The sequence below is a fragment of the Streptomyces sp. NPDC091649 genome, from assembly GCF_044756785.1.
GTDB lineage: Bacteria > Actinomycetota > Actinomycetes > Streptomycetales > Streptomycetaceae > Streptomyces.
Window position 1 is genome coordinate 441,846 of the sequence record NZ_JBIVTR010000001.1, and the last position, 11,605, is coordinate 453,450.

At 71.9% G+C, this 11,605-nt stretch carries 10 protein-coding genes and 1 tRNA gene; 2 read left to right on the top strand and 9 right to left on the bottom strand.

The annotated features are described in order from the left end of the window. Positions 1 to 90: 90 nt before the first annotated feature. The 3 genes from lysA to ACIQMU_RS01905 form a co-directional block, all read right to left on the bottom strand. Entirely contained in the window at positions 91 to 1,482 is a 1,392-nt protein-coding gene (gene lysA / locus ACIQMU_RS01895; protein ID WP_352238210.1) for a diaminopimelate decarboxylase, read from the bottom strand. A 32-nt stretch (positions 1,483 to 1,514) separates the two neighbouring features. Next, a complete protein-coding gene (gene nrtL / locus ACIQMU_RS01900; protein WP_352238209.1) occupies positions 1,515 to 2,714 on the bottom strand; it encodes an ArgS-related anticodon-binding protein NrtL in 1,200 nt (399 codons plus the stop codon). Between the two features lie 344 nt (positions 2,715 to 3,058). Then, entirely contained in the window at positions 3,059 to 3,472 is a 414-nt protein-coding gene (locus ACIQMU_RS01905) for a response regulator (protein WP_352238208.1), read from the bottom strand. Positions 3,473 to 3,683: 211 nt separating this feature from the next. Between ACIQMU_RS01905 and ACIQMU_RS01910 the strand changes: the two genes are divergently transcribed. After that, positions 3,684 to 3,755 (top strand) — tRNA-Arg (locus ACIQMU_RS01910). 179 nt (positions 3,756 to 3,934) lie between these two features. Here the strand turns inward: ACIQMU_RS01910 and ACIQMU_RS01915 are convergent. The 6 genes from ACIQMU_RS01915 to ACIQMU_RS01940 all read right to left on the bottom strand — a co-directional run bounded on the left by ACIQMU_RS01915 (position 3,935) and on the right by ACIQMU_RS01940 (position 10,610). Beyond that, a complete protein-coding gene (locus tag ACIQMU_RS01915) occupies positions 3,935 to 4,576 on the bottom strand; it encodes a hypothetical protein (protein WP_402688049.1) in 642 nt (213 codons plus the stop codon). A 380-nt stretch (positions 4,577 to 4,956) separates the two neighbouring features. Further along, complete coding sequence (locus tag ACIQMU_RS01920; protein WP_352238206.1) at positions 4,957 to 5,610, bottom strand: hypothetical protein; 654 nt, start codon at positions 5,608 to 5,610, stop codon at positions 4,957 to 4,959. Between the two features lie 227 nt (positions 5,611 to 5,837). Further along, positions 5,838 to 6,437: a hypothetical protein gene (locus ACIQMU_RS01925; protein ID WP_352238205.1), complete on the bottom strand. Its 600-nt coding sequence runs from the start codon at positions 6,435 to 6,437 to the stop codon at positions 5,838 to 5,840. Positions 6,438 to 6,665: 228 nt separating this feature from the next. Then, positions 6,666 to 6,995, bottom strand: coding sequence for a hypothetical protein (locus ACIQMU_RS01930; protein WP_352238204.1), 330 nt, complete (start codon positions 6,993 to 6,995; stop codon positions 6,666 to 6,668). A 326-nt stretch (positions 6,996 to 7,321) separates the two neighbouring features. Beyond that, the gene (locus ACIQMU_RS01935; protein ID WP_402688050.1) at positions 7,322 to 9,214 is read right to left on the bottom strand and encodes a protein kinase; all 1,893 of its coding nucleotides are present in this window, start codon (positions 9,212 to 9,214) and stop codon (positions 7,322 to 7,324) included. Positions 9,215 to 9,365: 151 nt separating this feature from the next. Beyond that, complete coding sequence (locus tag ACIQMU_RS01940) at positions 9,366 to 10,610, bottom strand: Ku protein (RefSeq protein ID WP_402688051.1); 1,245 nt, start codon at positions 10,608 to 10,610, stop codon at positions 9,366 to 9,368. An 88-nt stretch (positions 10,611 to 10,698) separates the two neighbouring features. Between ACIQMU_RS01940 and ligD the strand changes: the two genes are divergently transcribed. Further along, on the top strand, positions 10,699 to 11,589 hold the full coding sequence (gene ligD / locus ACIQMU_RS01945; protein WP_352238201.1) for a non-homologous end-joining DNA ligase: 891 nt from the start codon (positions 10,699 to 10,701) through the stop codon (positions 11,587 to 11,589). Positions 11,590 to 11,605 lie beyond the last annotated feature (16 nt).

Sequence of the window (11,605 nt, forward strand, 5' to 3'; positions counted from 1 at the left end):
TCGCCGGAGGGTCATACTCATGTGTGGACCAGTCTCACTCACCGGACGGGAGTTTCTGACCCCCGTCCGGATCCTGAGATGACTATTTCATCAGCCGACATCGAGGCGCAGGAGATCTTCCTCCGTCTCGCGCCGGACGATGACGCGCGCCTCTCCGTCGCGGACCGCGACGACCGGCGGGCGCAGCGCGTGGTTGTAGTTGCTCGCCATGGAACGGCAGTACGCGCCGGTGGCGGGGACGGCGATCAGGTCGCCGGGGGCCAGGTCGGCGGGCAGGAAGGCGTCCTTGACCACGATGTCGCCGCTCTCGCAGTGCTTGCCGACGACCCGGACGAGCATGGGTTCGGCGTCCGAGGTGCGGGAGACGAGCGCGACGCTGTACTCGGCGTCGTACAGCGCGGTGCGGATGTTGTCCGACATGCCGCCGTCGACGCTGACGTACGTCCGCAGCCCCTCCAGGGGCTTGATCGTGCCGACCTCGTACAGCGTGAACGCGGTGGGTCCGACGATGGCGCGGCCCGGCTCGACGGAGATGCGGGGGGTGCGCAGCTTCGCCGACTCGCACTCGCGGGTGACGATGTCGCTGAGCGCCTTGGCGATCTCGTGGGGCTCGCGGGGGTCGTCCTCGGAGGTGTAGGCGATGCCGAGGCCGCCGCCGAGGTCGATCTCGGGCAGTTCGACGCCGTGCTCGTCGCGGATCTCGGCGAGCAGCTGCACCACGCGCCGGGCGGAGACCTCGAAGCCGGCCATGTCGAAGATCTGCGAGCCGATGTGCGAGTGGACGCCGATGAGGTCGAGCCCGTCGAGTGAGAGGGCGCGGCGCACCGCCTCGGCGGCCTGCCCGTCGGCGAGCGCGATCCCGAACTTCTGGTCCTCGTGCGCGGTGGCGATGAACTCGTGGGTGTGGGCCTCGACGCCGACGGTGACGCGGATCTGCACGCGCTGGCGGACGCCGTGGCGCTGGGCGATGTGGGCGACGCGGACGATCTCCTGGAAGGAGTCGAGGACGATCCGCCCGACGCCGGCCGCGACCGCCCGCTCGATCTCGGCGACGGTCTTGTTGTTGCCGTGGAAGGCGATGCGCTCGGCCGGCATTCCGGCGTCGAGGGCGGTGGTCAGCTCCCCGCCGGAGCAGACGTCCAGGTTGAGCCCTTCCTCCGTCAGCCAGCGCACGACGGCGCGGGACAGGAATGCCTTTCCGGCGTAGAAGACGTCGGCGTCCGGCCCGAAGGCGTCGGACCAGGCGCGGCAACGGGCCCGGAAGTCGCTCTCGTCGAGGAAGTAGGCCGGGGTGCCGAACTCCTCCGCGAGCCGGGCGACGGCGATCCCGCCGACGGTGAGGGCGCCGTCCGCGTCGCGGGTGACGGTACGCGACCAGACCTTCTCGTCGAGGACGTTGAGGTCGGCGGCGGGCGCGGAGTAGTGGCCCTCGGTGAAGACGTCGGCGTGACGGGGGCCGGCGGGGTGTGCGGAGCGGCTCATCGTGATGCTCTCTCGGGTCTCGTCTGATCTCGTCAGAGATGTTCGGGCGCGCGGATGCCGAGCAGGGACAGGCCACCGGCCAGCACCGTCCCGGCGGCTTCGGCGAGAGCCAGCCGGGCACGGTGGGCGGCCGAGGGTTTCTCGTCACCGGCGGGCAGGGGCGGGCAGGCGTCGTGGAAGTCGAAGAAGGCGTACGCGACGGCTTCCAGCTGCCGGGCGACCCGGTCGGGCGCGCGGTGACGAGCCGCTGCGAGCAGGACGCCGGGATGGTCGGCGATGAGGTCCAGGAGGGGGCGCGCGGCACTGTCGTACGGGGCGGGGCCTTCGCCGTACGGGGTGGGCCCGGTCTGCTCTCGGTGCGCGGCATCGCCGGCGTGCTCGGTGCAGGGGGCTTGCACGGTGGCCCCCGCCTGCGCTGCCTGCCCGGTGTGCTTCCCGTACGGGGCGTGGCCGGTGGGTTCGGCGGTGAAGCCGAGGAGGGCGGCGGCCCGGGTGAGGGCACGGGCCCTGGCGTGGGCGTAACGGACCCGGAAGAGCGGATTGGCCTCGCCCTGGACGAGCAGTTCGGGGCCGAGGGCGGCACGGTCGTGCCCGGCGGGCCGCAGGAGCCCCCAGCGGGCCGCGTCGGACCCGAGCCGCTCCGACAGCTCCGCCGCGGTGGCCCCGGCGGGGACGGGCCGGATCCCGGTGAGCGGTACGGGGGGCGTCCCGTGCGCGTCGACGGCGACGCCGAGGCGGGCCCAGTGCGGGTCGGGCGCCTCCTCGCAGCTGACCCGGACCCGGGCGCCCTGGGCGACGGCGAGCCGGCGCACGGCGTGGGCGGTGACGGCGGCGCGCACCTCCCGCGCGTGGTGGAACTGGAGGGCCTCGTCGCGGAGCGCGTCCCCGTGTCCGTACCCGAGGCCCTGTGCCCGTACGGCGTCGAGCACGGCCCGGTCGCGATCGGCCGGGGCGTCGAGGGTGAAGCTCAGGAACCCCGGTCCGGTGATCTCGACCCGCCCGACGCCGGGCCGGCCGACGACGCGTTCCCGCAGGATGCGGGCGACCTCCAGGGCGGGCAGCGCGGCGGGCCCGGCGAGCTGGAGCGCGACGGCGCAGGCGTAGTCCCCGCTGCCGCCGGGCCGTGACCTCTCCACTCGCACGCGCGCGGGCACGGGCGCGCGCAACGCATCCTCGTCGACCGCGCGGCGCACGGCGTGCAGCACGGTCGAGGCGAGATCGGCGGGGGTCACGGGTCAAGCGTAGGTGAGAGAGGGGGGCACTCCGCGACCCGGTTTCGCCATCCGGGCAGCCGCGCCCCGTTTCACCACCTGCTCCACCGGCCCCGCTTCGGCCGGCTCGATGTGGCTGCCCTGCTCCGCTGGGCCGGTTCGGTGGGGCTGGTTCGGGGCCGGTTCGGTCGGGCCGGTTCGGTGGCTGGATTGGTCGGGCCGGATTGGCTGCCGTGCTCCGCCGGGCCCGGTTCGGCGGCCCTGGCCGGCGGTGACCCGGATGCACAGCGCTCCGACGCGCAGGGCGCGGTTCCATCCGCGGTTCCAGCCGCAGAGCCGGCCCGGACTCCCGTTCGCCGGCAAGGTCAGCCGGCGGTGCTCCCCGCCCGGCCCGCACCGCGCCGCCCGTCCACCGCGGGCTCTTCCGCACCGGTCACCAGCCGGCGCATGATCCGCACCAGCTCACTCGGCTCGAACGGCTTCGCCAGGAACGCGTCGACCCCCGCCGCCACACCCGCGTCGACCTCTTGGGGCGTACAGGCGCTGATGACGGCGATGGGAAGACGACGGGTCCGAGGATCGGAGCGGAGACGGGTGGCGGTCTCCAGACCGTCCAGCCTGGGCATCACGACATCGAGGGTGATCGCGTCGGGGCGGATCCGCTGGACCAGGTCCAGGCACTCGACGCCATCGGCCGCGGTCACGACCTCGAAGCCCTCCAGCTCGAGATTGACCCTGATCAGCTGCCGGATGACCTTGTTGTCGTCGACAACAAGCACGCGGCCGTACGCCCCTGACACCCTTCGAGAGTAGGTCGGCCGGAGGCCCGGCGTCCGGGTTTTGTCCACTTCCGCACCGGACGAGTGGCCACCGCTCTGGAAGGCCGCCCGACCGGCGGGGAGAACCCCGGAGGCGCGACGGAATACCTGTTCACGGACACCCCGTGGAAGCTGGTAGTGTTTCACCCGTCGCAGAGCAGCACAGCGATACGCCCCCGTAGCTCAGGGGATAGAGCATCGGCCTCCGGAGCCGGGTGCGCAGGTTCGAATCCTGCCGGGGGCACTTCCGGATCAAGGCGCTGACCAGCAGAAATGCAGGTCAGCGCCTTTTTTGTTCCTGCCAAAGCAGCACCGGTCCGAAGGTCCGTGTGCGATTGACTTCCCTAGCTCTTCGACCAGAAGCCTTGTGCCGCCGTTCAGAAGAGAGGCACGGCGTCTCGCGTGGAAGCAGGCGCCGCCCAGTCAGTGGAGCGGACTCCAGTGCTCGGCGGCATCCGTCAACCAGGACCCCTGAGGACGGTCCCAGACCAGGCACCCCCACACGACGCCGGGGACATCGGATCCCATCAGGTTCGCAGGCCCTGTGTTCAGCGTGCGGTAAACGTCCTCCAGGTAGACGGCCATCGATGGGTAATCGGGTGTGCCGGCCGGGTCGTCCTCGAACGACCACTTCCCGACACCCCGGGCGCCGATGTAGGAGCCCTGCAGTGGAGCGTCCTCGTCGTCCCCCGTGAGCCAGGGAACCACCTCGGCGCCCCAGAAGTCCTTTGCCCCCGGCCCGGGAAGGCGCGGCCCCAGCGCCTTGGCCGGCGACAGAAGCACCCCGTCCGGGAAGAACGCCCCGGAGAAGACCTCGCCCTGCGCGTCGGCCTCGATGTCCTGGTGCTCCACACCACCGCACAGTCGCCACAACTTCCGCAGTTCAGCCGGAAGTCCAAAGCCGAGGCGTTCCCGAAGAAGAGCATCGGCGCGCTCGGTCTCAGCCTCGGACGCGGGCGGCAGGAGTGAGGCGTGCGAGAGGGGTGCGTGTTCGGCGAGCCACGCGGTGATGTTCCGCCAGGCCGCCTCGACGCGGGCGGGGTCGGCGTTCTGTTCGACAAGCATGCGGGCGACCGTAGTACAGGACGATGGACGGGAAGACTGCCTCGTGGTCGGTGCGGAGGTACCGGTGCGGACCTGGCGAAACCACGGTCCCGGCGCGGTCGGCGGCCCTCACCACCAGACCGACCCTGCGGTCACATCCACCGGCATGAGCGGCATTCGCGCGCGAAGGGCCCTGTGCATGAGCTGCACTTCGCCTCGACGTACGAGTCCGTCCGCAGCCCGACGCCGCAGGCAGGAAGAACAGGATCCCTCTGCACGGGAGCCGCCTCCCCAAGCCGGAGGAACTGGTGAGAAGCGCGCCCCGGCGACCACACAGCGGGACTGCCGGCGTCGAGATGCTCCAGGGCGGCCTCCGCCCGCGGTGGTCGGCTGACCCGACGTCAGGAAGTGCCGCGGTCCACCGCCAGGGCGTGTTCCAGGAAGTGGGCGTAGCGCTCCAGGGCGTCGAAGGCCGCTTCGGGGTCGGGGTGGGCTTCGAGGTCTTCGTCGTCCTCGTAGGGGGCCAGGCGTACGGCCGCCTCGACCATGTCCCGGTCCCAGGCGCCGGCGCGGACCGCGGCCAGGAGGGCGGCCAGCGCGTTCGGGTCGCTCTCGCCCTCGGCGACCTCGGCCAGGGCGATGTCAGCCTCGCTCAGGAGGTGCCGGTCGTCGACGACGCCGGTGACGACGCGGCCCGGGACGCCGACGGCGGGCGTCCAGGACGCTCCGTCCCACCGGGCTGCCCCGCTGAAGGCCAGGTCCCACGCGTGGGCGTAGGGGCCCGGCAGCTCCGCGAGGTCCAGCGTGGCGCGTACGTCCTCATACGCGATCTGCACGTCGTACACATCCCGGTCGCGCGTCACCAGCACGGGTACGGTCCCGGACAGGTCGAGCACGAAGGAGCTGCCGCCGCCGTCGTCGTGGGCGGCCCGTTCGGGCTCGGGCGCGTGCCGGGGGAGCAGGCCCAGCACGGCGGCGAACGTCGCGCCGTAGGCCAGCCCCGCGGCGATGCGGCCGGGGGAGGGGATCGACGTCCAGTCCGTGTGTTCACGCATGCCGCGGATTGTCCCACCCACCGCTGACAGGCGGCCCCGGGTCAATATCCGCGCGCGAGCGTGCCCTACGGTCTCACCTGGTCAGCTTGACGTCTTAGACCGTGTCGCCGCCGGGCCCCTTCCGGCTTCCGTCGGGTCGGGTCACGGGGCAGGCAGGGGCGTACGGGTGTGATGACGGCGTGCGGGTGACCGAGCCCGGAGCCGCACGTCGGGATCGTCTCCGGGGCTCAGTACTTCCCGTCGACCGGAATCCAGCCGGACCACGTCTCGGGCTGGTAGAACTTGCCCGTGTCGCCGTCGTAGCGCAGGACGCGGAGGCGTACGTTCCCGCCCTCGCCGTAGTTCTTGTTGCAGGTCGCCCAGGTGTCGACGCCGAGCTTGTTGACGCAGACCTCGGCGGCGCGCCCGTAGTCGGTGTAGACCCCGACGGCCGCGGACATGCCGTCCTTCTTCGTGTCGCCCGCCCAGACGATGTCGCCGCTGTGCTGGAAGCATCCGCTGGCGCCGTACGCGGCGGTCGAGCCCAGGCAGGTGTTCGACGACGGAGCGGCCTGGGCCGTGCCCACCGCTTCCATCGTTCCCGCCGGTCCCGCGGATACTGCCGGGCTCGCCGGCGCCGCCGGTTCCGCCCGTTCCGCCGGTGAGGGAGCAGCCGCTCCGGGCTCCGTGGCCCCGCCTTCGACGATCTTCATGTTCGCCGGCATCCGCACTTCCTGGGGGCTCACCGGTGCGTCGTCGGCCAGCGCCGGCGTCGCGGTGACGGCCGAGAGCACAAGTGCTGACGTACCGGCGAGAACGCTCAACTTCGAGCGCCAGTTTTCACGCATGCTTCACTACCCCCGCGCCTGACCTCTGTTGCAAGATCATCAATATCAATATGTGAACAGACTGTGAGACTAAGAGATCACCGTGACGGATGGAAGGGGCTTCTGTGACGCAGGGGTTCCGACGGTACGAGGCGCATCGGGGGTCGAGGCGCCGGGGCGTGCGTGCCGCAGGCCCGGCCAGAGGGGGGCGGGCACACGCCGTGTGCCCGCCCCTCCCCCGTACGGTTCTCACCGCACGGGAGGTTCCGTGGCCGGCTTCCCCTCGGTGACGTCGGGGAACGAGAGATCGAGAGCGCACTCCGCCGGGATCGCGGCGGCGGACGTCGCGCACTTCGCGGGGCCCGTGCCGTCCTGTCCGCCCGTCGGGGGCGGGCCTGCCTGACGCCGGCCCGTCTCGATGTGTCCCGCCATGCCTTCCGCGGGGACGGGCGTCGCCGAGACGGCGGGGACGGCGGGCCGGGTGGCGTCTGTGGGGCCCGGCGAGAAGGAACAGGCCGCCGCGCCCGTCGAGGCGCACAGGACGAACGTGGCCGAGGCCGCAACGGTGCGAAAACGCATGCAGATTCCCCCTACGCGAACGCTCGGACGCCCGAGTCGCCAGTCGATCCACGGTGCCACAACGCACGGCGCGGAGAGCGGAGAACAGGTGAAGATGAGCGCCTGAGTGCTCCATGCCCCCGCGCCCACGCGCTCCCGCGGATCTACGTCCGGTCGACCATCGAACCGCCCGAGCCCACTCCCCCGGGGAACGTGGCTCCCTGGAGCTGCCGCACGGAGGCCCCGGACGACCGAACTCCCGGGTGTACGGCGTTGCACCTATGCCATCGAACGGGGTCCGTTCGGGCTGGACCTGCCGCTGATCCCGGACCCGCTGCGGCCGGTGCTCAGCCCTTGGGGCGCGGGCTCTTCTCGATGACCCGGCCGTCCAGTTCCGCGGTGAGATGGGCGCCGCCGTGCGAGTCGGAGACGTAGACGCGCAGCACCGGGCGGTCGTCGTGGAAGGGGGACGAGGGGTCCAGGATCACATAACGGCTTTCCGGTTCCGGGATGTTGAGCGTCTTCTCCGCCGTCTTCAGCAGGGCGGGCAGCGCGTCCCAGTCGACGGAGTCCAGGTCGACCGTCGTGTCCCTCGGCATCAGCGTGCCGCCCGTCTCGTCGTTCCTGGCCCTGCCCTCGCGATAGCTGAAGCGGTCGTACAGCGCGGAGTTGGACTTCAGCGGCGCCTCGGCCGAGGCGTGTTCGTCGAAGAGGGTGAAGCCGGTGACCTTCGTCCCGCCCATGAGGGGCGTCAGCGCCTTGATCACCGCCCGTGCCCCCTTCGGGGTCAGCAGACTTCCCGGAACCTCCGGCCCGTCCTCGTCGGCGGCCGGCTCCGATGCCGGCGCGGAACCCGGTGACGAGGGTGTCCCGTCTGCCGACGGCGTGCTCACCGTGTCACGGGGGCGGTCGTCGCTGTCGGAACCGTTGGAGGAGAACGGACCGACCGTCCAGAGGATGACGCCCGCCACCACCACGGCGGCGATGGCGGCCGAGGAGATGGCGAGCGGCCGGTAGAGGAGTGTGGAGCGGTCTCGGCGCTCTTCCGGGGCAGCGGGAGGACCGGTGACCATCTGTCGGCCGGGGTCGCCCGGTGCGGGTGTGGCAGCGGACGACGGGAGGCCGTGCCCCGTCGGGACGCGGTCGTGCGGCACGCCGGACGCGGCGGCCCCGAAGTCCGAGGCGGACGAGGCGGACGGGGTGGACGGGGTGGACGAGGCGGTGTGCGGCTTCCCGTCGGGTGCGGGCGGCTGCCCGGGTCTCGGCCCGGTCGGAGGCCCGGACACCGTCTGCGTGGGCGTCGCGTGCACGGATGCGGGGTGCGCGGAGGCCGCCGGGCGCGCGGAGGCGGGGCGATGCCGTACGGGCTCCGTGGGCGTCGGGGCCGGGCTCCCGCCGGTGTCCGACGCGGCCCGGGCCAGCATCCGGTCGAGGGCCTCGGCGTCCGGGCGGGCCGGGATGTCCCGGGTGAGGAGCGCGCTCAGCACCGGGGCGAGGGCCCCCGCCCGTACCGGCGGCGGGATCTCCTCGTCGAGCACGGCGGCCAGCGTGGCCAGGGTGGTGGCCCGGCGCAGCGGGTGGCGGCCCTCGACGGCGACGTACAACAGCATGCCGAGCGACCAGAGGTCGGAGGACGGGTCGCCCTCGGTGCCCCGGATGCGCTCGGGGGCTATGTAGTCGGGCGAGCCGATGAGGGCGCCCGTCATGGTGAGGCTGGTCGACTCGCGGATGGCGGCGATGCCGAAGTCCGTGAGGACGGGGCGGCCGTCGGGGCGCAGCAGTACGTTGGCGGGCTTGACGTCGCGGTGCTGGATGCCGGAGGCGTGGGCGGCGCGGAGGGCGGAGAGGATGCCGCGGCCGAGTGCGGCCGTCCCGGCGGGCTCCATGGGCCCTGCGGCGAGCCGGTCGTGCAGGGAGGGGCCGGCCACCAGTTCCATCACGATCCACGGGTAGCCGTCCTCGCCGGGGTCGACGATGTGGTGGACGGTGACCACGCATGGATGGTCGACGCGGGCCAGGGCGCGGGCCTCGCGCAGCACCCGAGCGCGCAGGGTGCGGGCGCCCTCGGGGTCGTACTCCGCGAGCGCCGGGTCCGGGGGCCGTACCTCCTTGAGGGCGACATCGCGGTGGAGCGCCTCGTCACGGGCCCGCCAGACCATGCCCATGCCACCGCTGCCGAGCCGCTCCACCAGCGTGAAACGACCGTCGATCACCCGTCCCGAGGGGGCCTCTTCGCTCATGGGACGTAGCGTACGGCGGCCGTACGACAGCCGTGCACGGCACGGTCAGGACGCAGTTGTACGTTCTCAGTCGGGCCACGTCGCCATGTCGTCATGTCGTCGTCACCTCATGTCGACGTCGGGGCTTGTCGACGTCGAGCCACGGCCGTTGTCAGGCCGAGGCGCGTTTGCGGGAGGACGAGGATGCCGTCTTCTTCGCCGCGGCGCCACCGGTCGACGACGACTGCTTCTTCGCCGTGCCCTTCTCCGCCCTGCTCTTCTCCGCCGTGCTCTTCTTCGCGGTGCTCTTCTTCGCCGCCGTTCGGCTCCCGCTGCTCCCGTCGCCGGCGCCGGACTTCTTCGCCGTCGACGTGGACTTCTTCGTGCCGGTGGACTTGGGGGCCGGCTTCTTCGTCGTGGAGCTGCCGGAGCGGGTGACGGTCTTGCCGGTCGGAGTGCGGTGCGTGGTCTTCGTCGTCTTCTTCGCGGCTTTCCCGGACGACGAGGCGGAGGCGGACGACGTGTCCGAGGCGCCCCCGGACGACGTACCGGACGTCCGCGAAGCCGTCTTCTTGATGGGATGGACGTCGGCCATGTCGCCGTCGCCCTCTTCCTGCGCCTCCGTCTCGGCGCCCTCCTCGCCGCTGGACTTCCTGGCCGCCCGCACGCTGTTCTCCAGGGCGGCGATCAGGTCGATGACCTTGCCGCCGCCGTCCTCGGTCGGGGCCGCGGGCACGGTCTCGCCGGCGGCCTTCGCTGCGATCAGCTCCTCCACGGCCTCCCGGTAGTCGTCGTGGAGGCTGTCCATGTCGACCCCACCGAGCGTGTCCATGAGGGCGTCCGCCAGGTCGAGTTCGGCATCACGGACCGTGACGTCGCCGTCCGGGGCGACCTCCTCGGGGGCGCGGATCTCGTCCGGCCACAGAAGGCCGTGCATGGCGATCACGTCGTCCACGACGCGCAGCATGCCGAGCCGTTCGCGGCCGCGCAGGGCGTACTTGGCGACGGCGACCTTGTTGCTGCGCTGGAGCGCCTCACGGAGCAGGGTGTACGGCTTGGCGGCCGGGACACCGTTGGCGGAGAGGTAGTACGCCGTGTCCATCTGGAGCGGGTCGATCCGGTCCGCCGGCACGAACGCGACGATCTCGATCGTCTTCGCCGTGGGCAGCGGGAGCTGGGCGAGGTCCTCGTCGGTGATCGGGATCATCGTGCCGTCGGCGTCCTCGTACGCCTTGCCGATCTCACCGCTCGCGACCTCCTCCTCGTCCACTTCGCAGACCTTGCGGTACCGGATCCGGCCACCGTCTGCGAGGTGGATCTGGCGGAAGTGGATCGAGTGGTTCTCGGTGGCGTTGATCAGCTTGATCGGGATGCTGACCAGCCCGAAGGAGATGGCGCCGTTCCATATGGACCTCACCGTTCACCCCTTGTCGACCGTGGAGCGCCCTTCAGCCACCCAGAACGCCTGAGCACACTTTGGCCCGTTTTCGTGTGACTCTTATCGTATGACGCCGATCACCGAGGTGGAGGGGCGACGGGTCTCGCTCAGCAATCTGGACAAGGTCCTGTATCCGGCCGGCGGGACGACCAAGGGCGAGGTGCTGCACTACTACGCGGCCACCGCGGGCGGGGTGATCGTGCCGCATCTGCGGGACCGCCCCGTGTCCTTCCTGCGCTACCCCGACGGGCCGGGCGGCCAGCTCTTCTTCACCAAGAACCCGCCGCCCGGCACGCCCGCCTGGGTGGCCACCACCCCGGTTCCCCGGAGCGAGGACCCGGCCGCCCGGCAGGTGGTCCTGGGGGATCTGGCCTCCCTGATGTGGGCGGCCAACCTGGTGGTGGAGTTCCACACCCCGCAGTGGCGCACGGACGCGCCGGAGATCGCCGACCGGATGGTCTTCGACCTTGACCCCGGCTCCCCCGCGACCGTCGTGGAGTGCTGCGCGGTGGCTCTCTGGCTGCGGGAGCGTCTCGCCGCCGACGGGCTGGTCGCGTACGGGAAGACGTCCGGGTCCAAGGGGCTGCATCTGCTGGTGCCGCTGGAGCCGGTCCCGTCCGACGAGGCGTCCGCGTACGCCAAGCGGGTGGCCGTGGAGGCGGAGGCCGCCCTTCCGGGGCTGGCCCTGCACCGGATGAAGCGCTCCCTGCGGCCGGGCAAGGTCTTCGTCGACTTCAGCCAGAACTCCGCGTCGAAGACGACCGCCACGCCCTACACCCTGCGCGCCAGGCCCGAACCCACCGTGTCGGCCCCGGTCACCTGGGAGGAGATCAGGGGGTGCCGGGAGGCCGGGGACCTGGTGTTCCGCGCCCAGGACATGGCCGCCCGGCTGGACCTGCACGGCGATCTGCTCGCCCCCCTGAACGATCCGGAGCAGGGCCGCCCGCTGCCGGCGTGACGGCGCTCCTCCGCCC

What these genes read in the sequence shown, in the direction of transcription:
- lysA (WP_352238210.1), bottom strand. Translation starts at nt 1,482, where the DNA reads ATGAGCCGCTCCGCACACCCCGCCGGCCCCCGTCACGCCGACGTCTTC.
- ACIQMU_RS01915 (WP_402688049.1), bottom strand. Translation starts at nt 4,576, where the DNA reads ATGCTTGTCGAACAGAACGCCGACCCCGCCCGCGTCGAGGCGGCCTGG.
- ACIQMU_RS01920 (WP_352238206.1), bottom strand. Translation starts at nt 5,610, where the DNA reads ATGCGTGAACACACGGACTGGACGTCGATCCCCTCCCCCGGCCGCATC.
- ACIQMU_RS01925 (WP_352238205.1), bottom strand. Translation starts at nt 6,437, where the DNA reads ATGCGTGAAAACTGGCGCTCGAAGTTGAGCGTTCTCGCCGGTACGTCA.
- ACIQMU_RS01930 (WP_352238204.1), bottom strand. Translation starts at nt 6,995, where the DNA reads ATGCGTTTTCGCACCGTTGCGGCCTCGGCCACGTTCGTCCTGTGCGCC.
- ACIQMU_RS01935 (WP_402688050.1), bottom strand. Translation starts at nt 9,214, where the DNA reads ATGAGCGAAGAGGCCCCCTCGGGACGGGTGATCGACGGTCGTTTCACG.
- ligD (WP_352238201.1), top strand. Translation starts at nt 10,699, where the DNA reads ATGACGCCGATCACCGAGGTGGAGGGGCGACGGGTCTCGCTCAGCAAT.